We start from the raw sequence: 26518 nt of genomic DNA, 5'->3' as shown, positions 1-26518 counted from the left end.
CTCAGCATCCTGTGCCGGGGTTCGCCTTGCACCATGCCTGCATCTGCTTGATGGCCTGCTGGTGCTCGGCGTAGGTGTTCGAGAAGACGGTCTCGCCCGTGCTCATGTTCACCGTCACGAAGTAGAGCCAGGTACCGTCGGCGGGATGCATCGCGGCGTCGATCGCGCGAGCGCCGGGGTTCGCGATCGGCGTCGCCGGCAGCCCCTTGATGACGTACGTGTTCCACTCGTTCTCGGCGTGCTGCGCCTCCTTCGAGGTGCTCGCACTTCCGGCGTGCAGCTGCCCGTACCCGTACTGCGCGGTGGAGTCCATCTGCAGCATCATGCCCGTGTCGAGCCGGTTCTGGATCACCCGGGACACCTTCGCGAAGTCGGGTGTGCGACCCTCGCGCTCCACGATCGAGGCGATGGTCAGCACGCGCTGAGCATCGGAATCCGGGACACCGGCCTTCTTCAGCTGCGCACGCGTCTCGTCGACCATCCGCTGGATGACCTCCTTCGCCGTGACGCCGGGATCGAACGTGTAGGTCGCCGGGAACAGCCAGCCGTCCAGCCTCGGTGCCTGCACGCCGTAGACGCCGGGGTCCTGCACGGCCGCCTGAAGGTCCTCGAGCTTGAGGCCGACCCCCTGGACGATGCGCGGCAGCGACGATTCGACGGTGCTGCCCTCGGCGATGCGCACGGTATTGGCCATGCGGTTCTTCGGATCGTCCAGAGCCTTCAGGGCGGCAGCCGCGGTCATCTTCTTCTGCAGCTTGTACACGCCGGGGTAGAACGTGACCGTCGGTCGCTCCGCCAGCAGGTACTCGTAGAAGACGCGATCGGTCTTCGTGACACCGGCCTTGTACAGCGTCGTCGACACGGGAGAACCGGTGTCGCCCTTCAGGATGGTGACCTGCACCTCGCCGGTCGCCTCGCCCGGGGCGTAGTCCTTGGGCTCGCCCCAGCCCATCATGTCGTTGATCTTGTCCTGGTAGGTGTTGTACACCCACGCGCCTCCCGCGGCGATGCCGCCGAGTATGACCAGCACGACGATGAGCCCGATCAGGCAGCCGCGTCCGCGCTTCTTCTTCGGGACCGCACGGTGCTGCTCGGGCGCGAACAGGGCATCGAGCGAACCGCCGAGTTCGGGCTCGTCGTGCGATGGGTCGTCGTGGGCGGGCTCCGGGTCCGACGCAGCGGGGCCCGGCGGCGCGGATGCCACCGGATCGGCCGCTCTCGGCGAAGACGCGGCGGGGGCAGCAGGCTCCTCCGCCGCACGCGATGCCGATGCCGGCCGCGGCGTCCTGAGGTCCTCGAACCTCGGCTCTGCTGCGGCCCGCGGCTGCGGCGCAGCAGCGGGCAGGATCGCCGTCGGCGGATCGGGGGTCTCCGCAGGCGGCGCGTCCGCGGCCGTGGGCTGCTCCTGCTCGGCAGGACGTCGCGCAGCGGCACCCCGCTGTAGAGCCCGCCGGGCCTCCGCATCCTGCTGGGCGCGACGCTCGGCGGCCTCCGCCGCCTCCTTGGCCGCACGCATCGCCCGGCGGGAGCCCGGTGCCGGCTCGTCCCGGTTCTCGCGCGAGGGCAGCGACGAGGAGGACGCCGTGGGGAGGTTGTCGAAGAGGTCTCCCAGCCCGGGGCCCTGCGGGGATGCGTCGGGGTCATGCATCGTCAGCGGACTCCTCATCGAGGTCGATCACCGCACCGGCGGGGTGTCCGGTGCTCTTCTCCGTGTCCACAGCGTGCTGCAGGAGCACGACCGCAGCCACCTGGTCGACAATGCTACGAGAGTTCTTCTGGGATCTTCCCGAAGACCTCAGCGCGGCGTGCGCCGTGACCGTGCTCAGCCGTTCGTCCACCATGCGGACCGGCACGCCCGTACGCCGGCCGAGCTCAGCCGCGAACTCCCTCGCATCCGTCGTCGACGGCGTCTCCTCGCCGCGCATGTTCACCGGGAGCCCGACGACGAACTCCAGCGGCTCCCACTCGCGCGCGAGCTCGGAGAGGCGCTCGATCGACGTGTCCGAGCGCGGGACGGTCTCCACCGGCACGGCCAGCATCCCGTCCGGATCGCACCGGGACACGCCGACACGGGCCTTCCCGACGTCGATGCCGAGACGCACACCGCGACGGAATCCGGTCACGCTGCGGCGAGCTCCGCGACGACGGCCGCCAACGCAGCATCCAGAGCGGATGCATCGGTGCCACCGCCCTGAGCCACGTCGTCCTTCCCGCCGCCACCACCGCCGAGAACGCCGGCCGCGACGCGCACCAGCGCACCCGCCTTCGCGCCCGCGGCCCGCGCAGCGTCGTTCGTGGCCACGACGACGATCGGCCGTCCGTTCGCGACGCCGCCGAAGGCGACGACTGCGGCATCCGTGCCGAGCCTCTCCCGCACGCTCAGGGCGAGAGTGCGCACGTCGTCGGCCGAGCCGATCTCGCCGAGTGAGGTCGACGCGACGCGGAACGAACCGACCTGCTGCGCGGCGTCGGCGAGAGCGGGTACACGGCCCTCGCGCTCCTTGGCCTCGAACTGCGCGATGCGCTTCTCGGCGGCCTTCAGATTCGCCTGCAGCTCCTCGATACGGGTGGAGAGCTGGTCACGCGGCGCCTTCAGAGCAGCGGACAGCTGCGAGACGACGGTGCGCTCCGCGGCGAGCTCCCGGAAGGCGTCCTGACCCACCAGAGCCTCGATGCGTCGGTTCGACGCGCCCACCGAGGACTCGCCGACCACGCTGACCAGGCCGATCTCGGAGCTCGAGGACACGTGCGTGCCCGCGCAGAGCTCGCGCGACCACGGACCTCCGATGTCGACCATGCGCACGACGTCGCCGTACTTCTCGCCGAACAGCGCCATGGCGCCGGCTTCCTTGGCCTCATCCAGCGACACGATGCGCGTGCTGACCTCGAGCGCATCCTGGACGGCGCGGTTCGTGATGTCCTCGATCTCGGAACGCGTCTCAGCCGAGAGCGGCTGCGACCACGCGAAGTCGAAGCGCATGTAGCCGGCGCGGTTCAGCGAACCGGCCTGCGTGGCCGTCTTGCCGAGCGTGTCGCGGAGAGCGGCGTGCACGAGGTGGGTCGCCGAATGCGCCTGGCGCGCGGCGCGGCGGTTCGGGGCGTCGACGACTGTGGTCGCCCGATCGTCCACCGCGACACTGCCCGAGGCGACGTGCACGGTGTGGCTGATCAGACCGGGGACGGGCTTCTGCACGTCCAGGACGTCCAGCTCGAAGCCGGTGCCGACGATCGTGCCCTTGTCAGCGACCTGACCGCCGGACTCGGCGTAGAGGGTGGTCTCGGCGAGGATGACCTCGGCGACCTGCCCCTCGGATGCCGCACGCACAGGCGCGCCGTCGACGATGATGCCGAGGATGCGCGAGTCGGTCTGCAGGTCGGTGTAGCCGGCGAACACGGTCTCGCCCGCGGCGCGGAAGTCGCGGTACACCGAGACGTCGGCCAGCTGGCGCTTGCGGTTGCGGGCATCCGCCTTGGCGCGTTCGCGCTGCTCCTTCATGAGCGAGTCGAACGCGGAGCGGTCGACGTCGAGCCCTGCCTCCTCCGCGACCTCGAGGGTGAGGTCGATCGGGAAGCCGTAGGTGTCGTGCAGCAGGAACGCCTCGGAGCCGCTGAGCGTCGATCCGCCGGACTTCTTCGTGTCCTCCAGGGCGAGATCCAGGATCGTCGAGCCCTGCGCCAGCGTGCGGCGGAAGGTGTCCTCCTCGGCGAAGGCCGCCGAGGACAGCGTCGCCCACTCGGTCTCGAGCACGGGGTAGGCCGACTTCATGGCATCCCGCGACGTGGCGAAGAGCTCGGGGAACACCGGCTCGTCGACGCCCAGCAGGCGCATGGCGCGCACCGTGCGGCGCATCAGGCGGCGCAGGATGTAGCCGCGCCCCTCGTTGGACGGGCGCACGCCGTCGGAGAGCAGCATCAGCGAGGAGCGCACGTGGTCGGCGATCACGCGGAAGCGCACGTCGTCCTCGTGGACGCTGCCGTACTTCTTTCCGGAGAGCTCCACGGCGCGGTCGAGCACCGGGCGCACCTGGTCGGTCTCGTACATGTTCTCGACGCCCTGCTTGAGGAAGGCGACGCGCTCGAGGCCCATGCCGGTGTCGATGTTCTTCATCGGGAGTTCGCCGACGATGTCGAACTCCGTCTTGCCGCGGATGTTCTCGATGAAGTCCTGCATGAACACGAGGTTCCAGATCTCGAGGAACCGCGTGTCATCGGCCGCGGGTCCGCCGTCCTTGCCGTACGACGGGCCCCGGTCGAAGAAGATCTCCGAGTCCGGGCCACCGGGGCCGGGCTGACCGGTGTTCCAGTAGTTGTCGGCCCGTCCCAGGCGCTGGATGCGCTCGGGCTTCAGGCCGATCTCGTCGCGCCAGATCGCCTCGGCCTCGTCGTCGGTCTCGTAGACGGTGACCCAGAGGTCCTTCTCGTCGAAGCCGAGGCCGCCGTCCGCCTCGGACGAGGTCAGCAGCTCCCACGCATAGCGGATCGCGCCCTCTTTGAAGTAGTCGCCGAACGACCAGTTGCCGAGCATCTGGAAGAACGTGCCGTGCCGCGCCGTGCGGCCGACCTCTTCGATGTCGTTGGTGCGGATGCACTTCTGCAGGTCGGCGATGCGAGGATGCGGTGCGGGGACGACGCCCGTGAGGTACGGGATCATCGGGACCATGCCGGCGACCGTGAACAGCAACGACGGGTCGTCGCTGACCAGGGAGGCCGAGGGGACGATGAGGTGGTCGTTCTTCTCGAAGTAGTCGAGGTAGCGCTGCGCGATCTCCGCAGTTCTCATAGTGCTCGTGGGTTTCCTTGCGTGGCGGAGCCGCGTCCGAGGACGCGACGGGATGGGGGAATCGTCGGAATCAGTCTTCGTCTGCCGTGTCTGCCAGACGCGCTTCCTGCTGGCGGTACGCCTCACCGAGGATGCCGGTGAACTCCGAGATGCGCGCGTCGATGTCGGCGAAGATCTCCTGACCCCGGGGGTCCTTGTTCATGAAGTGCGCGGCGACGAAACCGCCGATCACACCGATCAGGAACCAGAGCAGATTCTTCATTCCGCCATCCTACGACGAGAGGCGCCGGGGAATCCCCCGACGCCTCTCGCACGGATGCTGTATCAGCGAGCCGCGTAGTACTCGACGACCAGCTGCACCTCGCAGGTCACGGGGACCTCGACGCGCTTCGGACGACGGACCAGACGGGCCTGCAGCTTGTCGAGCTCGACCTCGAGGTAGCCCGGGACCGGGGGCAGGACCTCGGCGTGACCGCCGGCGGCTGCGACCTGGAAGGGCTCGAGAGCCTCGGACTTGGCCTTGACGTGGATGAGCTGACCCGGCTTCACGCGGAAGGACGGGCGGTCGACGAGCTGACCGTCGACGAGGATGTGACGGTGCACGACCAGCTGACGGGCCTGCGCGGTGGTGCGGGCGAAGCCGGCACGCAGCACGAGGGCGTCCAGACGCATCTCGAGCAGCTCGACCAGGTTCTCACCGGTCAGGCCGTCCTTGCGGCGGGCCTCGTTGAACGCGATGCGCAGCTGCTTCTCGCGGATGCCGTACTGCTCGCGCAGACGCTGCTTCTCGCGCAGACGGACGGCGTAGTCGCTGTCGGCCTTGCGCTTGGTGCGGCCGTGCTCACCCGGGGCGTAGGGACGCTTCTCGAGGTAGCGGGCGGCCTTCGGGGTGAGCGGGATGCCCAGCGCGCGGCTGAGGCGGACCTTGCGGCGGTCCTGAGACTTCGTGACCACGAAGTGCTCCTTCCATGACGCGGACGTGTCTTTCACGACTCGCGGGCGTATCTCCTCTGCTCCGCCTTCCCGCCGCGTACGCCGAGGCGCGCCGGGAAGTGCTTCAGGAATGGAGGGATGCCCGAAAACTGGGTTTCGAGCCGATCCATGCTATCAGATGAGCCCGGACGTCTCAGCGGTCGCCGAGGATGCGGCGGATGCGCTCGAGCCGGGCGGAGACGTCGCGCTCCGCGCCGAGGTTCTTCGGCTCGTAGTAGTGCCGGCCGACCAGCTCGTCGGGCAGATACTGCTGCGGCAGGATGCCCGCATCGCTGTCGTGCGGATAACGGTAGCCCTTGCCATGACCGAGCCGCTTCGCGCCCGCATAGTGCGCGTCGCGCAGATGGATGGGCACGCGCCCGAAGCCGCCGCCGCGCACATCGGCGATCGCGGCGTCGATCGCCAGGTACGCGGCATTCGACTTGGCCGTCGTGGCGAGGTAGATGGTCGCCTCGGCGAGCGGGATGCGACCTTCCGGCATGCCGATGAAGGCCACGGCATCCGCCGCCGCAGTGGCGATCGACAGCGCCTGCGGATCCGCGAGGCCGATGTCCTCGGCCGCGGAGATGACCAGCCGGCGGGCGATGAAGCGCGGGTCCTCCCCCGCCTCGATCATCCGCGCGAGATAGTGCACGGCGGCATCCGGATCCGACCCGCGGATCGACTTGATGAACGCGCTGATCACGTCGTAGTGCTCGTCGCCCTGGCGGTCATAGCGCAGCAGTGCACGGTCAACCGCCTGCGCGACGTCATCGGCGCTGATCTCCGCATCGCCTCCGCGCGACAGCGCGACGGCGGCGGCAGCCTCGAGCCCCGTCAGCGCCCGGCGGGCGTCGCCGGAGGCCAGCCTGATCAGAGCGGCGCGCGCGTCATCGGCCACCGTGACCGCGCCGGACAGTCCGCGCGCATCCGCGATGGCGCGATCGACCAGCACTCCGATGTCGTCGTCGGTCAGCGGCTGGAGCGTGAGGAGCAGCGAACGCGACAGCAGCGGCGAGATGACCGAGAACGAGGGGTTCTCGGTGGTCGCGGCGATGAGGATCACCCAGCCGTTCTCGACGCCCGGGAGCAAAGCGTCCTGCTGGGCCTTCGTGAAGCGGTGGATCTCATCCAGGAACAGGATCGTGGTCTGGCCGTAGAGGTCCCGCTGGGTGATCGCCTCCTGCATCACCTCGCGGACGTCCTTGACGCCGGCCGTGATCGCGGACAGCTCGACGAACCGTCGACCGGACGATCGCGCGATCGCCTGCGCGAGCGTGGTCTTCCCCGTGCCGGGCGGGCCCCACAGGATGATCGACACGGCGCCGGGCGCCTTGGCATCGGGATCGGCGAGGGCCACGATCGGAGACCCGGTGCGCAGCAGGTGCGCCTGCCCCGCCACCTCGTCGAGCGAGACCGGCCGCATGCGCACGGCGAGCGGCGTCTGACCCGAGAGGAGAGGAGCGGAGGTCATGCTCTCCAGGCTACTGGGCGGCACCGACAGCGGAGGCCCGCGACTTCACAGCGCGCACGGCGGAAGGTGAGTTATTCGTTCCACTGCCGTAACCCCATCCGCCATCCCCTGAAACGCGAACCGGTGACGCTGTACCCGAGCGAGCCCGTCGGGCTCCTGTCACTGGAGGTCCTCATGTCCTATGTCAAGCCCGCCGAGCTCGTCGAGCGCATGCTCGACGCCGGCGCCAGCAAGATGCAGCTCTCCGCACGCGACACCGTCGTGCGCGCCTTCATGGGTGCGGCCCTGCTCACGATGGGTGCGGCTTTCGCCGTGACCGTGTCGACGCAGACCGGCCAGCCCCTGCTGGGCGCGATGCTCTTCCCTGTCGGCTTCGTCATCCTCTACCTGTTCGGATACGACCTGCTCACCGGGGTGTTCACCCTCGGCCCGCTGGCGGTGATCGCCCGCAGGCCCGGCGCGACCGTCCCCGCCATGTTCCGCAACTGGGGGCTGGTGCTCCTCGGCAACGCGGGAGGCGCCGTCCTCGTCGCGGTGCTGATGGCACTGTATTTCACGTACTCGTTCTCCTCCGAGCCCAGCGCGGTGGGGCAGGCGATCAGCGAGATCGGTCACGGCCGCACAGTGGGATATGCGGAGCACGGCGCGGCCGGCATGCTGACGCTGTTCGTGCGCGGCGTGCTGTGCAACTGGCTGGTGTCCACGGGCGTGGTGCTGGCGATGGCGTCGGACAGCATCACGGGCAAGGTCCTGGGCATGTGGCTGCCCATCATGCTCTTCTTCTACATGGGCTTCGAGCACTCCGTGGTCAACATGTTCCTGTTCCCCTCCGGTCTGCTGCTCGGAGCGGACTTCACCCTGTGGGACTACCTGGTCTGGAACGAGTTCCCCACCCTGCTGGGGAACCTCGTGGGCGGTCTGCTGTTCGTCGGGCTCCCGCTCTACCTGAGCCACGGCCGCACCCGCCCACGCGCGGCAGGCTCCTCGGCGCGCCTCTCCGTCCGGGATGCTCCCGCCGCGGCATTCGTCGCCTCCGCTCCGGCGGAACTCGAGCTCTCGACGGACGTCGACGATGCCGAACGCGCACCGCAGCCCGCGGGCGTCTGACGAGCCGAGCGGCGAAGGGGCGGGACGCGGTCGGAGACGGCCGCGTCCCGCCCCTTCTTTCTTCTTCAGACCGCGCGGAAGCGCTCGACGACGACCTGGGCGATGCGTGGATCCGCACCGAGCGGTGCCGAGACGACATCGGCGCCCGCTTCGTGGACGAGGCCGGAGAAGAAGCCGGGTGCCAGCAGATGGCTGGCCGCGATCACGCGTCCCGCGCCCTCGACCCGGGACCCGGCGACGGCGTCCGCGACCCTCGGCCGCATCGCCGAGATGTATCCGACCGACACCGGGGCGGGGATCAGAGCACGCAGATGCTCCGCTGCCGCGTCCACGTCGGCGGCTGCAGCGGGATCGCTCGAACCCGCCGCTGCGAGCACCACCCGATCGCCGGCACGCCAGGAACCGCCCACCGCGGCGCGCAGGCGTGTGGCGAGCACGTGGGCGACCAGCGGATGCGATCCCAACGGCTCGGTCCGGCGAGCACCGGGATGCCCTGCGATCGCCTCGGCGATGTCGACGGCGGTGTGGTGGCCCGCAGACAGCAGCAGGGGCACCACCACCACGTCGTCCTTCATGCTCTCCTCCGCGACGACGTCGCGGATCGCCGGGATCTGGACATCGACGAAGGCCTGCACCACGCGAACGTCGGGCAGCAGCTCCCGCACCCTCTCGACGAGTCGGATGATCGTCGTACGGCCCGCGGCGGAGTCCGTCCCGTGCGAGCAGGCGATCAGGGTGGTCATACCGTCTCCTGCACTGTCAGGCGGTATCCGCGCTTGACGACGGTCCTGACGGCATCCGCGCCGCCGAGCCCGTCACGCAGCCGCGCGATCGCCATCTCCACGGCGTGGGCGCTCTCACCTCCGCGCGGAAGCGTTCGCCCCAGCTCCTCGCGGGACAGGACCCGCCCCCGCGCATCGAACAGCGCCCCGAGGATGCCCGCCGACGATGGGGAGAGCGGCGCGAAACGACCGTCCAGCAGTGCCCCGCCGCTGCGCACCTCGAGCTCCCCCGCCGCGGTCGTGGCGAACGGCGTGCCGCCCGCGGCGAAATGATCGACGACGCAGCGCACCAGCGATCCGAGCCTCCCCCGCACGGCTGTCTTCACGTTCAACCCTGCCTCTGCGAAGGGAGCGGCGGTGATCGGGCCGACGGCCGCCAGCAGCAGGCGCCCGCTCGCTGCGCGCTCCCGGATGGCGCGGATCGCTCCCGCGTCCTCCGCCACGCGGATCCAGGCCGCTGCGCCCGGCGCCGAGGTGAACACGACGGCATCGACCGCGCCCGATGCGGCCTGCTGCGCCGAGCGCCGTACGACGTCCGGATCCGGCGGAGGCCCCCAGCGGTACACGGTGAGCGGTACGACATCGGCGCCGTGCTCGATGAGCATCGAGTCGAGTCCATCGGCTCCGGCACCGTGGTGCTGGACGGCGATCCGAAGTCCGTCGACGCCTTCCGCGATCAGGTGGTCCGCGACCTCGGCGGATGTCTCGGATGCGGCGACCCAGCGCGCCGCGAACCCGGCCTGCTGGACGGCGCCGTGCGCTTTGGGGCCCCGTGCGATGAACCGGGCGTCCTGCAGAGCGGCCGAGAGGGGCTCGTGCAGCCCGCGCTCGTGCGCCGCGTCCATCCACCCCCGCAGACCGATGCCGGTGGTGACCACGACCACGTCCGGTGGTTCCGCGATGAGCTCGCGGGACCGTTCGATGAGCTGTTCGTCGTCGGCGGCATGAAGGATGCTGAGGGCGGGCGCCCGGTACACCACAGCCCCACGGCGCTCGAGCGCCTTCGCCAGGTCGCCCGCTCGGCGGTCGGCGGCGATGACGATCGTGCATCCGGTCAGGGCCTCATCGGGCAACGGGACGGGCGTCATGCGAGCGCCACCCGCTGCGGCGCGGGGGCGGGCAGGAGCAGATCTGCACGAGCGACCTCGCCGATCACGATCACCGCCGGGTTGCTGAGACCGATCTCCGCGGCGTCGGCCAGCGCATCCGCCAGCGTCGTGCGGGTGGTGCGCTGCAGCGCGCTGTGCCCGTTCTCGACGAACGCCATCGGACGCTCCCCCGGGATGCCGCTGCGGACAGCGGCCGCTACGAGCCGCGGGAGCGCGGCGACACCCATGAGCACGATCGTCGTGACCGTCGGATCGGCCATCGCGGCCAGCGTCGACGGCTCCGGTCCGCCCTGGCCGTTGACCACGTGGACGGCGGCTGCGGTGCCGCGGTGCGTGACCGGGATGCCCGCGGCCTGCGGCACCGCGATCGCGCTGGACACCCCCGGCGTGACCTCGACGGGCACACCGGCGGCCAGGCAGGCCTGCATCTCCTCACCACCGCGGCCGAACACGAACGGATCGCCGCCCTTGAGGCGGACCACCCGGCGCCCCTCGAGAGCATGCTCGACGAGGATGCTGTTGATCTGCTCCTGCGGCACGGGGTGGGCTCCCGGGCGCTTTCCGACATCGATCACCTGCACCGCGGGATCGAGTTCGCGGACGATCTCCTGGGCGGGCCCGAGTCGATCGGTGACGATCACGTCCGCCTCGGCGATGAGGCGCCGTGCACGCACCGTCATCAGGTCGGCGGGTCCGGGCCCTCCGCCGATGAGGTCCACACGGCCTGGTCCCCCTCGCCGGTTGCGGCGCAGCGGGAGGCGTCCGTTCGCCACGAGGTCTCCGATGGCATCCCGGATCGCCATCGTGCGCCGCGGGTCGGCGCCGTGGGTGCTGACGACGCCGAGCGTGACGTCGCCCACCACCGTCTGAGCCGTCATCCGCGCCGAGCCCTGCGATCCGTCGCCGGCCGCGACGCACAGGACCCGGCGTCGCTCGCAGAGGACCACGATGCGGCGATCGACCTTCGCGTCGCCGGTCGCCACGTGCGCCATCCACACCCCTGCGAGGTCCGCGGCGCGGAACCGTCGCGCCTGCCAGCTCAGCGCATGCGTGCGAACGAGCCCCGCGGTGTCGGGATGCAGCTCCGGGGCGACGACGCGCACGATGGCACCCTCATCGATGAACCGACGCAGTCGGCGCGCCGAGACGGCACCTCCCCCGACCGCGAGAACCTCGCGCCCTGCCAGTGAGACCCCCAGCATCAGCGTCATCCCTGCTCCTCCTCGAAGTCGAGGTAGACATCGTCGTCGCGGACCACGACCGGCCAGACCCGCAGGGACGCCGGGTGCCCGCCCTGCGTCGCCACGCACAGGCCGGTGCGCAGATCGAAGACCTGCTTGTGCATGGGAGAAGCGACGGTGGGTGACTGATCCCTGCTGCCGACGATGCCCCGGGACATCACGTGCGCTCCGCTGTACGGGTCGAGGTTCGACACGGCGTGCACCGTGCCGTCCGCGAGGAGGAACAGTGCGACCTGCGTGCTGCCGAACAGCGCGGCGCGGCCGCGTTCCACCTCCAGGTCCCGGACTGAGCACACGCGCACGAGTGAGTCGACGGCTGCTGCGATGGTCATCTGCGCACCTCCAAGGTGGTTCCGGCGATGAGGATGCTCTCGGCCGATCGCTCGTCCGCGGTCGCCGGGCGCACCTGCCCGCGGACGGACACGTAGGCGAGCGAGGGATCGGGGGTGTCGGCGGCGTTCACGAAGGAGCCGAAGCGCCGCAGCTTCTCCGGGTCGCGGAGCGTCGCCGCCCACTCGTCCTCATAGCGATCGACGTGGCGCGCCATCGCATCATCGAGATCTGCGCAGATGCCGAGGCTGTCATCGAAGATGACCTCGCGCAGGCCGTCCAGACCGCCCTCGAGCTCCTCGCACCAGGGTGCTGTCCGCTGCAGGCGATCGGCCGTGCGGATGTAGTACATGAAGAAGCGGTCGATCGCGCGGATGAGTCCCTCGTCGTCGAGGCCCGAGGCCAGCAGTTCGGCGTGCCTCGGCGAGAATCCTCCGTTCCCGCCGACGTACATGTTCCAGCCGGTCTCGGTGGCGATCACTCCGACGTCCTTGCTGCGTGCCTCGGCGCATTCGCGGGCGCATCCCGAGACGCCCACCTTGAGTTTGTGGGGCGCGCGCAGCCCGCGGTAGCGCAGTTCGAGGCGCACGGCCATGCCCACCGAGTCGAGGACGCCGTACCGGCACCACGTGGAGCCCACGCACGACTTCACTGTGCGCAGCGCCTTGCCGTACGCCTGGCCCGACTCGAATCCCGCCTCGACGAGACGCCCCCAGATCGCAGGCAGCTGCTCGAGCCGCGCACCGAACATGTCGATCCGCTGACCCCCGGTGATCTTGGTGTAGAGCCCGTAGTCGTCGGCGATCCTGCCGATCGCGATCAGCCCGGCGGGTGTGACCTCGCCGCCCGGCATGCGCGGCACGACCGAATAGGTGCCGTCCTTCTGCATGTTCGCCATCACGTGGTCGTTGGTGTCCTGCAGTGCGGCGTTCTCGCCCTCGAGCACGTGCTCCCCGACCAGCACGGAGAGGATGCTGGCCAGGGCGGGCTTGCAGATGTCGCACCCCCGCCCTCGACCGAAGCGCGCGATGATCGCGCTGAAGGTCGTGAGCTCCGACACGCGCACGGCGTCGAACAGCTGGCGGCGTGACATGTCGAAGTGCTCGCACAGAGCAGTGGAAGCCGTGCGACCGGACTTGGCGAGTTCCTTGGCGACGATCTTCGACACCATGAAGATGCAGGAACCGCAGGTCGCGCCCGCTCGGGTGCAGCTCTTCACCGATGCCGCGTCCGCGCATCCCTCCTCGTGCACGGCGGTGCGGATCCGCCCTGCTGTGACGTTCGAGCACGAGCAGACGACAGCGTCGTCGGACAGCTCGCGGGAGGGCGCATCCATGCGGTCCTCCGGGAGGAGGTACGCCGCCGGGTCGCCGCCCAGCGGGCCCCCGACCAGCGGACGCAGTGCGCCGTACGCCGATGCGTCGCCGATCAGTATGCCTCCGAGGAGCGTCTTCGCGTCGTCCGAGAGCACGAGCTTCTTGTAGACGCCCGCCACCGGGTCGGTGTAGACCACGTCAAGCGCGCCGGGGATCTCCGCCATCGCGTCTCCGAAGCTGGCCACATCCACGCCGGACAGCTTCAGCTTCGTCGCGTCGTCGTATCCGGGGAAGGACGCGTCCGCACCGTTCAGTCGCGCGGCCGCGACTTCCGCCATCGCGTATCCGGGCGCGACCAGACCCACCGCTCGGCCCTCGAAGTTCGCGACCTCGCCGACGGCGAGGATGCGAGGATCGTCCGTGCGGCATCCGTCGTCGATGATCACGCCTCCGTCGGGGTGGACCGCGAGTCCCGCCGCGCGAGCGAGTTCGTCGCGCGGACGGACTCCGACCGTGAACACGACGACGTCGGCGGGAAGGTGGCCGTCGTGCGGGAACTCGATCGCGGTGACGGCGCCGGTCTCGTCGGCCGTGAGCCTGCTGGTCCGGCTGCCGGTGCGGACGGAGATGCCTCGTGCCTCGATGAGCCGCCGCAGCACGGTCCCGCCCGCCGCGTCGAGCTGGGCGGACATGAGCCGATCCGACGACTGCACCACTGTGCAGTCCACGTGCATCCCCTGCAGCGCCCCCGCAGCCTCGAGCCCGAGCAGCCCGCCGCCGATCACCGCGCCGCGGAGCGTCCGCCCCAGTCGCGCGCTCCGTTCCGTGACGTACTCACGCAGCCGCATCACGTCGTCGAGGGTGCGATAGACGAAGCATCCGTCAAGGTCGCGGCCCTCGACCGGAAGCCGCGGAGCATACGACCCGGTGGCGAGCACCAGCGTGCCGTAGCCGAGCACCGTGCCGGAGCGGGTCTGGACCGTGCGGGCACCACGGTCGACGCGCGTCACGGGATCTCCGCTCAGATGGGTCACACGCGGGTCGGCGAACACCCTGCGGTCCAGCGTGAGCTCGTCGGCTGTCGCACCGGAGAAGAACGACGTCAGGCCCACGCGGTCGTAGAGATCCCTCGGCTCTTCGCCGATCACGGTGACGGAGTGCCGGTCCTTCCCGTCGCTGAGAAGACTGTCGACGAAACGGTGCGCGACCATGCCCGCACCCACCACGAGCACATCCGCGGCGGCACTGAGCTGGTCGGTCATCGCACCCTGTTCCATGCATCGAAGCTATGGAGCCCGTGTTTCACGAACCGGCCGATCCGCGTTACGCGCGTCGAACAGTTCGCTCACAAACGGGTAACGATGGTGTGAGCAGACCGAACGATAGGGTTGCGGTGGCGGGCCCCGGCCCGCTCGGAGGGAGAGGAACTCGATGGCGACACGCGGTTCCCGTGGCGCGCAGCAGCGCGCACGCACGGATGCGGAACGAGCACGTCTCTACGCGGCACGCCGCGACTGGAACGACGGCCTCGTCGCCCGCAGACGCCGTGACACCGTGATCGCCGTCGTCGCGGGCGGTCTCATCGTCATCGGAGCCGGAGTGAGTCAGGCGGTCCACGCGCAGGTGAGCGCACCCGCCCCGAAACCGTCTCCGACGGCGACCGAGCCCGCGCCCACACCACTGCTGACCCCGCCCGCCGACGAGTCGCCCGCACCCACGCAGACTCCCGGCGAGTGAACTAGGCTGAGCGGAGTCCTTTCCCACTCCCGCGGACAGACCGCGCAAGGAGAACACCGTGTCTGACGACAACGCACCCAAGCCCACCCCGCCGATCCCCGCACCGCCGCGCAAGCCGATGCCGCGGGTCACCGCCGCTCCCGCCGCAGCCCCCACGGTCCCTGCGCCGGTCTCCTCGGATGCATCCGAGTGGGGCCGAGTCGCCGAGGACGGCACCGTCGAGGTGCGGGAGGGCGACGACTGGCGTCCGGTCGGACAGTACCCGGACGGCACGCCCGACGAGGCCCTCGCATACTACGCGCGCAAGTTCGACGACTTCGCCGTCAAGCTCGGCACGCTGGAGACCCGGGCGCAGGGCGGCGGAAGCTCGGCGTCCGATCTGACCAAGCAGGCGAAGCACCTGCTCGACGAGGTCACCGGCGCCGCCGCGGTCGGCGACCTCGCGGGACTCCGCACACGCATCGAGACGCTGATCAGCTCGCTCTCCGAGGCTGCCGCGAAGGAGGCGGAAGCCGCGAAGGAGGCGCTGGACGCCGCGATCGCCGAGCGCACCGTCATCGTGGAGAAGGCCGAGGCCATCGCCGGCCGCGACCTCGCCAAGGTGCAGTGGAAGCAGGTCACGGTCGAGATGACCGAGCTGTTCGACGCCTGGCAGGCGCACCAGCAGAACGGACCCCGTCTGCCCAAGGGCACCGCCCAGCAGCTCTGGAAGCGGTTCCGCGATGCCCGTTCGACCGTGGACAAGGCGCGCCGCGCGTTCTTCTCCGAGCTCGACGACGTGCACCGCGCCGCACGCGACGTGAAGTCCCGCCTGGTCGAGCGCGCCGAGGCGCTCGCTCCGCGCGGCATCGACGGGATCCCCGCCTACCGCACCCTGCTCGACGAGTGGAAGGCGGCCGGCCGCGCCGGACGCAAGGCCGACGACGCGCTCTGGGCGAAGTTCAAGGCCGCAGGTGACGCCCTCTACGCGGCGCGCGCCGAGCAGGCCGCCGCCGAGGAGGCCGACTCCGCACCGCGCATCGAGGCCCGTGAGGCGCTCCTCGAGGAGGCGAAGGCGGTCGCCGACGAGCCGAACCTCAAGCGCGCGCGTCAGCTGCTGACCCGCATCCAGCGCCAGTGGGACGAGGTCGGGCGCATCTTCCCGCGTGAGAAGGAGCGTGCGCTGGACGACCGCATGCGGTCCATCGAGCAGGCCCTCAAGTCCTGCGAGGACGTGGACTGGAAGAAGAACAACCCCGAGACCAAGGCGCGCGCGAACGACATGAGCTCGCAGCTGCTCGACGCGATCGAGAAGCTCGAGCAGGAGCTCGCCGCGGCGGAGAAGGCCGGCGACAAGAAGGCCGTGAAGGAGGCGACGGAGGCGCTGGCCGCCCGTCGCGCCTGGCTCAGCGCCCTCGGCGCCTGATCCGCGTTATCCACAGTATGAGCCGTGCGCGCCCGACATCGGGCGGCACGGCTCATACTTCTTTGCATGCATCCCGCCCTCTTCTACCTGCCGGGCGAGCGCCTCTCGCTCCCTGAGCTGGGCGCCGCGCGGCTGGACGGAGTCGTCTTCGAGGTCGGCGAGGGGTTCATGCCCGCCGACACCGTCGAGGGGGCGGATGCCAGGGCCACCAGCCTGCGCGACCTCATCCCCGCGCATCTGGCCGCCTGTGGTCCCACGGCGGCATGGATCCACGGCGCCGGTGACGCGCCACCGCAGATCCACCACGTCCGGCGAGCCGGCCCCACCCGCGGACGCGTCGGCTTCTCGCCCCGCGTGGTCTACCACGAGCGCCGTGCCGCGCCCGAGGAGCTGCTCTCGATCGGCGGCATCGAGGTCACGACGCCTCTCGCCACCGCGGAGGATCTGCTGTTCGCCGCGACGAAGGCAGGCGGCGACGAAGAGAGCTGGCTGCGCGCGCTGGTGCTGCTCAGCCCCGAGCTGGTCGACGCGCTGCGGCCCATGCTCGCAGCGACGGTGCGGCGCCCCGGAAGACGCCGCGCCGTCCAGATGATATCGGAGCTCGCGACGCTCAGGACGTCGTGACGCGGTACACGTCGTAGACGGCGTCGATCCGCCGCACGGCGTTCAGCACGCGGTCCAGGTGCACCGAGTCGCCCATCTCGAACACGAAGCGGCTCAGCGCCAGACGCTCGTCCGTGGTCGAGACGGTCGCGGACAGGATGTTCACGTGGTGCTCGCTGAGCACGCGGGTCACATCGGAGAGCAGTCCAGAGCGGTCCAGCGCCTCGACCTGGATCTGCACGCGGAACACACTCTTCGTGGTGGGCGCCCACTCGACCTCGACGAAGCGCTCGGGGTCGCTGCCGAGGGCCTTGACGTTGACGCAGTCCTTGCGGTGGACCGAGACGCCGCTGCCACGGGTGACGAAGCCGACGATGGGATCGCCCGGGACGGGCGTGCAGCAGCGTGCGAGCTTGACCAGGATGTCGGCCGCGCCGCGCACGAGGATGCCGGAGTCGCCGGAGCGCGCCTCCCGTGCCGGAGTGTGGCCGGGCAGCTCGATGGCACCCGTGTTGGTGTCGGGCTCCGAGGCGACGAGCGCCGTGACCTTCTCCAGCACCGACTGCGTGGAGACGTGCCCCTCGCCGACGGCGGCGTACAGCGCCGTCACGTCCTCGTAGCGCAGCTGGTGCGCGACCTCTGCGAACGACTCCTGACTCATGAGTCGCTGCAGCGGAAGGTTCTGCTTGCGCATCGCGCGGGCGATGGACTCCTTGCCCTGCTCGACCGCCTCCTCGCGGCGCTCCTTGGTGAACCAGCCCTTGATCTTGTTCCGCGCGCGGGTGCTCTTGACGAAGGTCAGCCAGTCCTGGCTGGGTCCGGCATCCGGGTTCTTCGAGGTGAACACCTCGACGACATCACCGCTGCGCAGCTCAGACTCCAGCGGGACCAGCCGGCCGTTGACCTTGGCCCCCATCGTGCGATGGCCGATCTCCGTGTGCACCGCGTAGGCGAAGTCCACGGGCGTCGCGCCCGCCGGCAGGCCGATGACCCGCCCCTTCGGCGTGAAGACGTAGACCTCCTTGGCGCCGATCTCGAACCGGAGCGAGTCGAGGAACTCGCTCGGGTCTGCGGTCTCGGCCTGCCAGTCGGAGATGTGGGCGAGCCAGGCCATGTCGGCATCCGTCTTGCGGGTCTCGACCTTGCCGCCGTTCATCCGCTCCTTGTACATCCAGTGCGCGGCGACGCCGAACTCCGCCTGCTGATGCATCTCGTGCGTGCGGATCTGGATCTCCACCGTGCGGCCGGACGGCCCGATGACCGTGGTGTGCAGCGACTGGTAGAGGTTGAACTTCGGAGTGGCGATGTAGTCCTTGAAGCGGCCCGGCAGCGGCGTCCAACGCGCGTGGATCGCTCCCAGCACCGCGTAGCAGTCGCGCACCGAGTTGACCAGAACGCGGATGCCGATGAGGTCGTAGATGTCGTCGAACTCGCGTCCGCGCACGACCATCTTCTGGTACACCGAGTACAGCTGCTTGGGACGGCCGACCACCTTGCCGCGGATCCGCAGCTCGCGCAGGTCCTCGTCGATCGCCTCGATCACCTGCTGCAGGTACTTCTCGCGCTGCGGGGTGCGCTGGGCGATCAGGCTGTTGATCTCGGCGTAGATCTTCGGGTGCAGGACGGCGAAGGACAGGTCCTCGAGCTCGGACTTGATGGTCTGGATGCCGAGCCGGTTGGCCAGGGGCGCGTAGATCTCCAGCGTCTCCTTGGCCTTGCGCGCGGACTTCTCGGGGGGAACGAACCCCCAGGTACGCGCGTTGTGCAGCCTGTCGGCCAGCTTGATGAGCAGCACGCGGATGTCCTTGGACATGGCCACGATCATCTTGCGGACAGTCTCGGCCTGGGCGCTCTCGCCGTACTTGACCTTGTCGAGCTTGGTGACGCCGTCGACGAGCATGGCGACCTCGTCGCCGAACTCCTCAGTGAGCTCGCTCAGTGCGTATCCGGTGTCCTCCACCGTGTCGTGCAGCAGGGCGGCCGCGATCGCGCGCGGCCCGAGCCCCAGCTCCGCGAGGATCTGCGCGACCGCGAGGGGGTGCGTGATGTAGGGCTCGCCGCTCTGACGGAACTGCCCCTCGTGCTTCTCCTTGGCGACGCGATACGCGTGCTCGATGATGGGCAGATCGCCGCGGGGGTGATTCGCGCGGACCGTGCGGATCAGGTTGTCCAGGTCGTTGACGCGGGGCGCACGGGAGAAGATGCGCGGCACCAGCCTGCGCAGGCTGGATCCCTGCGATGCGACCTGCGAATCGGCCATCTGTGCTCCCGTCCCCGCGATGTGTTCATCCTACGCGGGGACCGGGCGCACCCGATCCCCGCAGGGGTCCGCTCACACGGAGGTGGTCGCTGCGGCGCGCTCGCGCGCCTGGAGCACCTTCTTGTCGTGCGCGAGGATCTCCGGCTCGTTCTGACGGAACGCCGCGTACAGGGGGGCCGCGACGAACAGCGTGGAGTAGGTCGCGACGAGGATGCCGACGAAGATCGACAGCGAGATCGCCGAGAGCGTCTCCGCACCGAACCAGAAGGCGCCGATGAAGAGGATCGCGCCGACCGGAAGGGCGGCCACGACGGAGGTGTTGATCGAGCGGACCAGGGTCTGGTTGACCGCGAGGTTGACCGACTCGCCGAAGGTGCGCTGCAGGCTGACGGCGTCCTCCTGGGTGTTCTCGCGCACCTTGTCGAACACCACCGTGGTGTCGTACAGCGAGTACGCCAGGATCGTCAGGAACCCGATCACCGCCGCCGGCGAGATCTCGAAACCTGCGAGGGCGTAGATGCCGACCGTGATGACCAGCACGTCCAGGAGACCGAGGATCGACGCCGCCGACATCTTCCAGGTGCGGAAGTAGATGCCGAGGATCAGGAAGGTCAGCGCCAGGAAGATCGCCAGACCCCACAGCGACTGCCGCGTGACGCCCTCACCCCAGGCCGGACCGATGAAGGAGTCCGAGACCTCGTCGGCCTTCACGTCGAAGGCCTTCGCGAGCGCCGCCTTGACGTCCTGCGTCTGGTTCGGGGTCATCCGGTCGGTCTGGACGCGGACGTCCTTCTTGTTGACGATGGCGACCTTGGTCGTCGCGCCGGGGACCACCGAGCGCACGGCGTCGCTGGCCAGGCCCTGGTTGGTGGACGCGGGGCCGACGACCATGAACTGGGAACCGCCGGTGAACTCGATGGAGAACTGCACCGGCCGCACGAGCGGGACCAGCACGGAGCCCAGCACCAGCAGGATCGCGATCACGAACCACAGGCGGCGCTTGCCGACGAACGGGAAGGAGGTCTTCCCGGAGTACAGGTTGTTGCCGAACTCATTCATGGAGATCATGAGGCGTCGGAGTCCTTCCCGGCATCCTTGGATCCCATCGCGGTGAGTGCCTCAGCGCGCTTGCGCTCGGCGATCGTCTGGCGCCGCTCGGCCTCGCCTCGTGCGCCCTTGTTGCGCGCCGCACGCCCCTTCGAGGCGGTCTCGGCGGTGCGGTATTCGATCTCGGCGCCGCGGACGGCGCCCAGCGACTCGGCGTTCAGACCGGAGAGCCTGTGCCCGCCGCCGAAGAACCGGGTGCGCGCGAGGATCTGCATGACCGGGTGCGTGAAGATCACGAAGATGAACACGTCGATCAGGGTCGTCAGACCCAGCGTGAACGCGAACCCCTTGACGGTCGCGTCGGCGAGGATGAACAGCACGACGGCGGCGAGGATGTTGACCGACTTGGCGATGTAGATCGTGCGCTTGGCGCGTTCCCAGCCGTACTCGATCGAACCGGTGATCGACCTGCCGTCGCGCAGCTCGTCTCGGATGCGCTCGAAGTACACGATGAACGAGTCGGCGGTGAAACCGATCGACACGATCAGACCCGCGACACCGGCGAGCGAGAGCCGGAAGCCCATCCGCCACGCGAGGATCGCGATGATGATGTAGGTCAGCACGCCCATGACGGCGATCGAGGCCATGATCACCCAGCCGAGCGCTCGGTAGCTGAGCAGCGAGTAGACCGCCACCAGCCCCAGGCCGATCAGACCGGCGATCAGACCGTACTGCAGCTGCTGCGAGCCGAGGGTCGCCGAGACGGTGTCCGAGCTCTGCACGGTGAAGCTCAGCGGCAGCGCACCGTACTTGAGCTGGTCGGCGAGCGTCTTCGCGCTCTCCTGCGTGAAGTTGCCCGAGATGCTGGGCTTGCCGTTGAGGATCGCGGCCTGCATGACGGGTGCCGAGATGACCTTGCCGTCGAGCACGAACGCGAACTGGTCGCGCGGGCTGAGGTTCGCGATGCGGTTGGCGTTCAGCCGCTGGCTGATCTCGCCGAAGACCTTGGTGCCCTTGGCGTTCATCGACAGGTTGACGGTCCACTGGCCGGACTGCTGCTCGCGCCCGGCGGTGGCGTCGTTGATGACCGTGCCGTCGAGCTCCATCGGTCCGAGGATGTACTTCGCCTGGGCGTTGCCCTGGTTGTCGAACTCGCAGGCGATCAGAGGCTGGTCCTCCGGCGGGTTGCTTTCCTGCTCGGCGTTGCAGTCGAAGGCCTGGAACTGGGCCTGCAGCTTGGGCGTGATGTACGCCGGGTCCGAGGCGTTGGTGGGCTTCGCCGTCGGCGTGGCCTCGAGCGTGGCCGCCGGCGTCGGGTACGGCGTGCTCTTGCCGTCCTCGCCGACGAAGCTGTTCACCGGAGCGTCCGTGTACAGCACTGCCCGGAATTCGAGCTTCGCGCTGGCGGTGATGCGCGCGCGGTCGGCCTTGGAAGCGGCGCCCGGGATCTGGACGACGATGTTGCGCCCGCCCTCGGTGGTGATGTCGGCCTCGGACACGCCCGATGCGTCCACGCGCTGGCGGATGATCGAGACCGCCTGCGTCAGCTGGTCGGCAGAGGGCGCGGCGCCGTCGGGCGTCGCGGCCTGCAGGATGATCTGCGTGCCGCCCTGCAGGTCGAGCGCGAGCTCGGGTGTCCAGGAGCTGGCGGGCTTGTCGTTGTCAGCCTTGAAGACGTAAACGCCGAGCGCGTTGATGCCGAACAGCACCGCCGTCACGACGAGCAGGCCGAGGAGGACCCGCCAGGCGTGACGGGTCGGGGATGTGGATGCCACGGGGTTCCGCTTTCCGCGAGAGAGGACGCTGTGCGTCAGTTGTCGTTGTTGCGCTCGAGACGAGCCTTCGTCTCCTCGGGCGTCTCGACCTGGATCGACTCGATCCCGTCGTTCGCGCCCTGCGCCGGCGTGTTCTCAGCGGCGGTGTCCTCGGCGGCGTCCTCAGTGTCGGACTCGTCGTCAGCGGTCTCCTCGGTGGGGTCGACGACGCGGATGATGGCCTGGCTGTGCACCTCGATCACTACGCCCGGAGCGAGCTCCACCTGGGCGGGCTTGTCGAGGTCGACCGGGTCGAAGGACACGATGGTGCCGTACAGGCCGCCCTGCAGCAGCACCTTGGCGCCCGGAACGGTCTTGGCGGCCTTCTCCTCCTGCTGCTCCTTCATCTGCTTCTGGCGCTTGCGGGTGTTCATGAACATGAACACGAGCATCACGGCGAGAAGACCGAAGAGCATGAGGGACATGGGATCCATAGGAGCAAGTGCCTTTCAGATGCACGCCGGACGCGGCGTTGCGTGAGGGGGAAACCGGGAATCCGGGAAGCCTTCAGCGATTATAGGTCATCGAACAATGCCGCGCCCTCGGGGTGCGAGACTCCCAGATGGCGGTACGCCTCGGGCATCGCGATGCGCCCGCGCGGCGTGCGGCCGAGGAATCCGATGCGCACGAGGTACGGCTCGACGACGCTCTCGACCGTCTCGGCCTCCTCGCCGACCGCGACGGCGAGGGTGCTCAGGCCCACGGGGCCGCCGCGGAAGCGCCGCACCAGGGCATCCAGCACCGCACGGTCCAGCCGATCGAGGCCGATCGCGTCCACGTCGTACAGGTCGAGCGCCGAGCGCACGTCGCCGATCGACGCGGATGCCCCGGAGCCGTGCACCAGCGCGTAGTCGCGCACCCGGCGCAGCAGGCGGTTGGCGATGCGGGGCGTGCCACGGGAGCGCCGCGCGATCTCGGCGAGCGAATCCGCGGGCAGCGCCACGCCGAGAACGTTCGCGGAGCGGGCGATGACACGCTCGAGGTCGCTGTCATCGTAGAACTCGAGGTGACCGGTGAAGCCGAACCTGTCGCGCAGCGGATTGGGCAGCAGGCCGGATCTCGTGGTCGCGCCGACGAGGGTGAAGGGTGCGAGATCCAGCGGGATGCTGGTCGCTCCGGCGCCCTTGCCGACCATGATGTCGATGCGGAAGTCCTCCATCGCCAGATACAGCATCTCCTCGGCGGAGCGCGCCATGCGGTGGATCTCGTCGATGAACAGCACTTCGCCCGGCGTGAGGCTCGACAGCAGCGCGGCCAGGTCGCCGGCGTGCTGGATGGCGGGACCGCTGCTGAGCCGCAGGGGGCGGCCGCTCTCGTGCGCCACGATCATCGCGAGGGTCGTCTTGCCCAGGCCGGGAGGTCCCGCCAGCAGGATGTGGTCGGCGGGGCGCTCCTGGATGCGCGCGGCCTCCAGCAGGAGCTGCAGCTGACCGCGCACCTTCGGCTGGCCCACGAACTCGCTCAGGCTCGCGGGGCGCAGAGCGCCCTCGATGGCGAGCTCGGTCTCGTCCAGCGCCTCGCCGGCGTCGCGGTGATCCTCAGCCACGCTTCGCTCCCGGCCCCATGGCGGCGAGCGTGCGCCGCAGCAGCGCGGGAACGGACTGCCGCTCGGCATCCGTCGCCTCCTCGGCGGACTCGACCGCCGCCTCGGCTGCGACCTTCTCCGACCAGCCGAGCCCGACGAGTGCCGCAGCCACCTGGTCGACGACCGCCGTGCTCGCGGCCGCCGACGGCGCACTGGCGACGCGCGCCTGCACCTTGCCCGCCAGCTGCACCACGATGAGCTTCGCCGTCTTCGGGCCGATGCCCGAGACGCGTCGGAACGGGGCGTCGTCCTCCGCCGTGACAGCCTCGGCGATCTGATCGACCGTGAGGTGCGAGAGCACACCGAGCGCGGACTTCGGGCCCACACCGGTCACGCTCAGCAGCAGGCCGAAGATCTCCAGTTCGTCGCGGTCGCCGAAGCCGTACAGGGTCAGAGCATCCTCGCGCACGATCAGGCTGGTGTGCAGCCGGAGCTGCTCGCCGATCGTGGCCGTGTGCGCGACGTCGGCGGGCACGAAGACCGAGAAGCCGACCCCGCCGGTCTCGATGATGACGTGGTCGGAGGCCGTGTGCAGCACCGTGCCGCGCAGCGAGGAGATCATGCAGCCAGCCTATCGGGCCGATCGTACATTCGTTCGAGCGACACGAGTCGCGCCCCGGGCGCCGCGCTCGGCTTCCGCCCACGCGCGCTGCGCCGGCGTCAGCGAGCCGGACGCCGAGGGCGCGGAGGATCCGCCGCGCCAGGCGTGGCAGAGCGCGATGGCCAGGGCGTCCGCAGCATCCGCAGGCTGCGGCGGCGCGTCGAGCCGCAGGATCCGGGCGATCATCGACTGCACCTGCTTCTTGTCCGCGGATCCGTAGCCGGTCACGGCGGCCTTCACCTCGCTGGGCGTATGCGTCGCGGCGGGCAGTCCTGCCTCGGCTGCGATGAGCAGTGCCACGCCGGATGCCTGGGCGGTGCCCATCACGGTCTGCACGTTGTGCTGCGCGAACACGCGCTCCACGGCGACGGCGTCAGGGTGGTGATCCTCGATGACCGCGCGGATGCCGGCGGCGACCGCCGCCAGGCGCACCGGGAGCTCCGCGTCCAGCGGTGTCCGCACCACTCCCACGTGCACCAGTGTCGCGCGCCGCGTCCGGTCGACGTCGACGATGCCGACGCCGCACCGGGTGAGGCCGGGGTCGATGCCCAGCACGCGCAGAGAGGTCACTCCCCCAGGCTACGGGCGCAGAACGGCCCCGGACGCAGGCGCGCCCGGGGCCGTTGCGAAGCTCTTACTCGTCGTCGCTCTCGAGCTCGGCCTGCACCTCGGCGGTCAGGTCGAAGTTGGCGTAGACGTTCTGCACGTCATCGCTGTCCTCGAGCGCGTCGATCAGGCGGAAGATCTTGCGCGCGGTGTCGGCGTCGATCTCCACCTTGAGGTTCGGGACGAACTCGACGTCGGCGGATTCGTAGTCGATGCCCGCCTCCTGCAGTGCGGAGCGCACCGGCACCAGGTCGCTGGCGTCGGTGATCACCTGGAAGCCCTCGGCGTGGTCCTCGATCTCCTCGGCGCCGGCCTCGAGAGCGGCCATCATCACGTCGTCCTCGGTGGTGCCCTCGGAGCCGACCACGATGACGCCCTTGCGGGTGAAGTTGTAGGCGACCGACCCCGGGTCGGCCAGCGTGCCGCCGTTGCGGCTGAGAGCCGTGCGGACCTCTGCGGCTGCGCGGTTCTTGTTGTCGGTCAGACACTCGATCATCAGAGCCACACCGCCCTGACCGTAGCCCTCGTACATGATCGAGGTGTACTCGACGGCCTCGCCGCCGATCCCCGCACCGCGCTTGATGGCGCGGTCGATGTTGTCCTTCGGGACGGAGGTCTTCTTGGCCTTGAGGACGGCGTCGAAGAGCGTCGGATTGCCGTCGAGATCGGCGCCGCCGAGCTTGGCCGCGACCTCGATGTTCTTGATGAGCTTGGCCCACGACTTGGCACGGCGCGCGTCGATGACGGCCTTCTTGTGCTTGGTCGTGGCCCACTTGGAATGCCCGGACATATATCTCCGCTCGTCTCGTGTGCCCGGAGTCGCCTCCAGGGCATCGTCCATTCTAACGAATCAGGGACGTTCCACCGTCAGCCGTTCAGCCGGGCGCCGCCGGTGCGCCCTCGCGCCTCTGCGACGGCGGCGCTCTCGGGCAGGGCGATCGGCTCGTCCATCGCGGCATCCGGCGTCCAGTGCGCCCAGCCCTCGTCCAGCGGCCATCCTCCCGGCATCAGGAACTCCGCCGCCGCGTGGTCGGCGATCGCCCGCACGGCGTCCGCCTGCGCAGCGGTGAATCGCCCCTGCGCGACGGCCGCGGCGAGTTCGTCGGAATCCTTCAGCCACACGTCCTCCTCACCCGGATGCTCGGCTTCGATCCAGAGGTCCAGGATGAGGTCACGCGAGAAGATGCCGGGGGCGCCGGTCGCGGAGCGCAGGTGAGGCAGCTCCAGGTTCACGTACGCGCCTTCGGGCGTCCCATCCACTGCCCGGAAGAACCACACCGACCAGGGGCGGCCGCTCGGCGCCACGCGCACGACACCGGGCCCCCGCCAGGTCGACTCGCGGATCTCCCATGGCACGCTGAACCGCTCCTCGAGCGGGACCTCTCTGGTGGCCCTGCCGTCAGCCGGCACCGATTCCAGCCGGGCGGACCCGGACGGGATCCAGACCACCAGGCCGCGTGCATCGTCCCGGATCACCCGCGCGGTCTCGATGTACCGTCCGTAGCGCCACAGGATGGGTTCGCCGGCGGTGAAGCGCGGTGCATCTGCGGAGTCCGCGGGCACGGCATCCGCGAACTCGTCGCCGGCATGAGCGCCCTCGTGCTGATCGACGAGCAGCCCGACAGCCTCGTCGAGCGGGATGCGCCGTGCACACAGCGCCTCCCACTCCTCTCCCCTCCTGCCGACGAGGGTGACGGTTCCGCCGCTGGCGCTGACATCCGTGGATCCGAGGGGAAGGCGCATGCGGCC

The 26518-nt window shown here is 69.7% G+C and carries 24 protein-coding genes; 4 read left to right on the top strand and 20 right to left on the bottom strand.

Translation table 11 applies throughout. The features are described from left to right. Nucleotide 1 precedes the first annotated feature (1 nt). The 6 genes from mltG to MIAR_RS04720 all read right to left on the bottom strand — a co-directional run bounded on the left by mltG (nt 2) and on the right by MIAR_RS04720 (nt 7226). A complete protein-coding gene (mltG, locus tag MIAR_RS04745; protein WP_285632121.1) occupies nt 2-1648 on the bottom strand; it encodes an endolytic transglycosylase MltG in 1647 nt (548 codons plus the stop codon). After that, nucleotides 1641-2123, bottom strand: coding sequence for a Holliday junction resolvase RuvX (gene ruvX / locus MIAR_RS04740; protein ID WP_285632117.1), 483 nt, complete (start codon nt 2121-2123; stop codon nt 1641-1643). Before ruvX ends, mltG begins: the two co-directional genes overlap by 8 nt. Then, nucleotides 2120-4780, bottom strand: coding sequence for an alanine--tRNA ligase (alaS, locus tag MIAR_RS04735; RefSeq protein ID WP_285632114.1), 2661 nt, complete (start codon nt 4778-4780; stop codon nt 2120-2122). The genes ruvX and alaS overlap by 4 nt, the downstream gene beginning before the upstream one ends. 70 nt (nt 4781-4850) lie before the next feature. After that, nucleotides 4851-5042, bottom strand: a complete 192-nt coding sequence (locus MIAR_RS04730; RefSeq protein WP_285632111.1) for a hypothetical protein — start codon at nt 5040-5042, stop codon at nt 4851-4853. Between the two features lie 62 nt (nt 5043-5104). Next, nucleotides 5105-5734, bottom strand: coding sequence for a 30S ribosomal protein S4 (gene rpsD / locus MIAR_RS04725; protein WP_182253198.1), 630 nt, complete (start codon nt 5732-5734; stop codon nt 5105-5107). Between the two features lie 172 nt (nt 5735-5906). Further along, nucleotides 5907-7226, bottom strand: coding sequence for a replication-associated recombination protein A (locus MIAR_RS04720; protein WP_285632102.1), 1320 nt, complete (start codon nt 7224-7226; stop codon nt 5907-5909). A 174-nt stretch (nt 7227-7400) separates the two neighbouring features. On the opposite strand from MIAR_RS04720, the gene MIAR_RS04715 reads away from it, so the two are divergent. After that, entirely contained in the window at nt 7401-8333 is a 933-nt protein-coding gene (locus MIAR_RS04715) for a formate/nitrite transporter family protein (RefSeq protein WP_285635624.1), read from the top strand. 65 nt (nt 8334-8398) lie between these two features. Here MIAR_RS04715 and MIAR_RS04710 read toward each other — a convergent pair whose 3' ends face one another. The 5 genes from MIAR_RS04710 to nirB are packed head-to-tail and all read right to left on the bottom strand — an operon-like array spanning nt 8399 to nt 14388. Further along, nucleotides 8399-9076: a sirohydrochlorin chelatase gene (locus MIAR_RS04710; protein ID WP_285632099.1), complete on the bottom strand. Its 678-nt coding sequence runs from the start codon at nt 9074-9076 to the stop codon at nt 8399-8401. Next, entirely contained in the window at nt 9073-10203 is a 1131-nt protein-coding gene (locus tag MIAR_RS04705) for a uroporphyrinogen-III synthase (RefSeq protein ID WP_285632096.1), read from the bottom strand. The genes MIAR_RS04710 and MIAR_RS04705 overlap by 4 nt, the downstream gene beginning before the upstream one ends. Then, on the bottom strand, nt 10200-11435 hold the full coding sequence (gene cobA, locus MIAR_RS04700; RefSeq protein WP_285632093.1) for a uroporphyrinogen-III C-methyltransferase: 1236 nt from the start codon (nt 11433-11435) through the stop codon (nt 10200-10202). Before cobA ends, MIAR_RS04705 begins: the two co-directional genes overlap by 4 nt. Beyond that, nucleotides 11432-11797, bottom strand: a complete 366-nt coding sequence (gene nirD, locus MIAR_RS04695) for a nitrite reductase small subunit NirD (RefSeq protein WP_285632090.1) — start codon at nt 11795-11797, stop codon at nt 11432-11434. Before nirD ends, cobA begins: the two co-directional genes overlap by 4 nt. Then, a complete protein-coding gene (nirB, locus tag MIAR_RS04690; RefSeq protein WP_285632087.1) occupies nt 11794-14388 on the bottom strand; it encodes a nitrite reductase large subunit NirB in 2595 nt (864 codons plus the stop codon). The genes nirD and nirB overlap by 4 nt, the downstream gene beginning before the upstream one ends. Before the next feature lie 154 nt (nt 14389-14542). On the opposite strand from nirB, the gene MIAR_RS04685 reads away from it, so the two are divergent. The 3 genes from MIAR_RS04685 to MIAR_RS04675 all read left to right on the top strand — a co-directional run bounded on the left by MIAR_RS04685 (nt 14543) and on the right by MIAR_RS04675 (nt 16877). Then, nucleotides 14543-14848: a hypothetical protein gene (locus MIAR_RS04685; protein ID WP_285632084.1), complete on the top strand. Its 306-nt coding sequence runs from the start codon at nt 14543-14545 to the stop codon at nt 14846-14848. 118 nt (nt 14849-14966) lie between these two features. Beyond that, nucleotides 14967-16253, top strand: coding sequence for a DUF349 domain-containing protein (locus MIAR_RS04680; protein WP_285635622.1), 1287 nt, complete (start codon nt 14967-14969; stop codon nt 16251-16253). Nucleotides 16254-16319: 66 nt separating this feature from the next. Then, entirely contained in the window at nt 16320-16877 is a 558-nt protein-coding gene (locus MIAR_RS04675; RefSeq protein ID WP_285632081.1) for a type IV toxin-antitoxin system AbiEi family antitoxin, read from the top strand. Here the strand turns inward: MIAR_RS04675 and MIAR_RS04670 are convergent. The 9 genes from MIAR_RS04670 to MIAR_RS04630 all read right to left on the bottom strand — a co-directional run bounded on the left by MIAR_RS04670 (nt 16864) and on the right by MIAR_RS04630 (nt 26512). Next, nucleotides 16864-19116, bottom strand: a complete 2253-nt coding sequence (locus MIAR_RS04670) for a RelA/SpoT family protein (RefSeq protein ID WP_285632078.1) — start codon at nt 19114-19116, stop codon at nt 16864-16866. The genes MIAR_RS04675 and MIAR_RS04670 overlap by 14 nt on opposite strands. Before the next feature lie 72 nt (nt 19117-19188). After that, on the bottom strand, nt 19189-20184 hold the full coding sequence (gene secF, locus MIAR_RS04665; protein WP_285632075.1) for a protein translocase subunit SecF: 996 nt from the start codon (nt 20182-20184) through the stop codon (nt 19189-19191). Then, a complete protein-coding gene (gene secD / locus MIAR_RS04660) occupies nt 20181-21938 on the bottom strand; it encodes a protein translocase subunit SecD (RefSeq protein WP_285632072.1) in 1758 nt (585 codons plus the stop codon). Before secD ends, secF begins: the two co-directional genes overlap by 4 nt. Nucleotides 21939-21973: 35 nt before the next feature. Continuing rightward, entirely contained in the window at nt 21974-22402 is a 429-nt protein-coding gene (locus MIAR_RS04655) for a preprotein translocase subunit YajC (RefSeq protein WP_285632069.1), read from the bottom strand. 89 nt (nt 22403-22491) lie between these two features. After that, nucleotides 22492-23523, bottom strand: coding sequence for a Holliday junction branch migration DNA helicase RuvB (gene ruvB, locus MIAR_RS04650; protein ID WP_285632066.1), 1032 nt, complete (start codon nt 23521-23523; stop codon nt 22492-22494). Continuing rightward, nucleotides 23516-24124 (bottom strand): Holliday junction branch migration protein RuvA, encoded by a 609-nt coding sequence (ruvA, locus tag MIAR_RS04645; protein WP_285632063.1) that lies wholly within the window; start codon nt 24122-24124, stop codon nt 23516-23518. The genes ruvB and ruvA overlap by 8 nt, the downstream gene beginning before the upstream one ends. Before the next feature lie 9 nt (nt 24125-24133). Beyond that, the gene (gene ruvC, locus MIAR_RS04640; protein ID WP_285632060.1) at nt 24134-24733 is read right to left on the bottom strand and encodes a crossover junction endodeoxyribonuclease RuvC; all 600 of its coding nucleotides are present in this window, start codon (nt 24731-24733) and stop codon (nt 24134-24136) included. Between the two features lie 64 nt (nt 24734-24797). Next, nucleotides 24798-25559, bottom strand: coding sequence for a YebC/PmpR family DNA-binding transcriptional regulator (locus MIAR_RS04635; protein ID WP_285632057.1), 762 nt, complete (start codon nt 25557-25559; stop codon nt 24798-24800). 77 nt (nt 25560-25636) lie between these two features. After that, the gene (locus MIAR_RS04630) at nt 25637-26512 is read right to left on the bottom strand and encodes a ribonuclease FAU-1 family protein (RefSeq protein ID WP_285632054.1); all 876 of its coding nucleotides are present in this window, start codon (nt 26510-26512) and stop codon (nt 25637-25639) included. Between the last annotated feature and the right edge of the window lie 6 nt (nt 26513-26518).

This window comes from Microbacterium arabinogalactanolyticum (assembly GCF_030268005.1).
Classification (GTDB): Bacteria; Actinomycetota; Actinomycetes; order Actinomycetales; family Microbacteriaceae; genus Microbacterium; species Microbacterium arabinogalactanolyticum.
Note: the sequence above shows the minus strand (reverse complement) of the source record. Positions and strands in the feature narration are given on the sequence as shown.

What these genes read in the sequence shown, in the direction of transcription:
- MIAR_RS04705 (WP_285632096.1), bottom strand. Translation starts at nt 10,203, where the DNA reads ATGACGCCCGTCCCGTTGCCCGATGAGGCCCTGACCGGATGCACGATC.
- MIAR_RS04710 (WP_285632099.1), bottom strand. Translation starts at nt 9,076, where the DNA reads ATGACCACCCTGATCGCCTGCTCGCACGGGACGGACTCCGCCGCGGGC.
- MIAR_RS04630 (WP_285632054.1), bottom strand. Translation starts at nt 26,512, where the DNA reads ATGCGCCTTCCCCTCGGATCCACGGATGTCAGCGCCAGCGGCGGAACC.
- alaS (WP_285632114.1), bottom strand. Translation starts at nt 4,780, where the DNA reads ATGAGAACTGCGGAGATCGCGCAGCGCTACCTCGACTACTTCGAGAAG.
- cobA (WP_285632093.1), bottom strand. Translation starts at nt 11,435, where the DNA reads ATGACGCTGATGCTGGGGGTCTCACTGGCAGGGCGCGAGGTTCTCGCG.
- MIAR_RS04655 (WP_285632069.1), bottom strand. Translation starts at nt 22,402, where the DNA reads ATGTCCCTCATGCTCTTCGGTCTTCTCGCCGTGATGCTCGTGTTCATG.
- mltG (WP_285632121.1), bottom strand. Translation starts at nt 1,648, where the DNA reads ATGCATGACCCCGACGCATCCCCGCAGGGCCCCGGGCTGGGAGACCTC.
- MIAR_RS04680 (WP_285635622.1), top strand. Translation starts at nt 14,967, where the DNA reads ATGCCGCGGGTCACCGCCGCTCCCGCCGCAGCCCCCACGGTCCCTGCG.
- MIAR_RS04685 (WP_285632084.1), top strand. Translation starts at nt 14,543, where the DNA reads ATGGCGACACGCGGTTCCCGTGGCGCGCAGCAGCGCGCACGCACGGAT.
- MIAR_RS04720 (WP_285632102.1), bottom strand. Translation starts at nt 7,226, where the DNA reads ATGACCTCCGCTCCTCTCCTCTCGGGTCAGACGCCGCTCGCCGTGCGC.
- nirD (WP_285632090.1), bottom strand. Translation starts at nt 11,797, where the DNA reads ATGACCATCGCAGCAGCCGTCGACTCACTCGTGCGCGTGTGCTCAGTC.
- ruvA (WP_285632063.1), bottom strand. Translation starts at nt 24,124, where the DNA reads ATGATCTCCTCGCTGCGCGGCACGGTGCTGCACACGGCCTCCGACCAC.
- nirB (WP_285632087.1), bottom strand. Translation starts at nt 14,388, where the DNA reads ATGGAACAGGGTGCGATGACCGACCAGCTCAGTGCCGCCGCGGATGTG.
- MIAR_RS04715 (WP_285635624.1), top strand. Translation starts at nt 7,401, where the DNA reads ATGTCCTATGTCAAGCCCGCCGAGCTCGTCGAGCGCATGCTCGACGCC.
- MIAR_RS04670 (WP_285632078.1), bottom strand. Translation starts at nt 19,116, where the DNA reads ATGGCCGATTCGCAGGTCGCATCGCAGGGATCCAGCCTGCGCAGGCTG.
- MIAR_RS04675 (WP_285632081.1), top strand. Translation starts at nt 16,320, where the DNA reads ATGCATCCCGCCCTCTTCTACCTGCCGGGCGAGCGCCTCTCGCTCCCT.
- MIAR_RS04730 (WP_285632111.1), bottom strand. Translation starts at nt 5,042, where the DNA reads ATGAAGAATCTGCTCTGGTTCCTGATCGGTGTGATCGGCGGTTTCGTC.
- MIAR_RS04635 (WP_285632057.1), bottom strand. Translation starts at nt 25,559, where the DNA reads ATGTCCGGGCATTCCAAGTGGGCCACGACCAAGCACAAGAAGGCCGTC.
- secF (WP_285632075.1), bottom strand. Translation starts at nt 20,184, where the DNA reads ATGATCTCCATGAATGAGTTCGGCAACAACCTGTACTCCGGGAAGACC.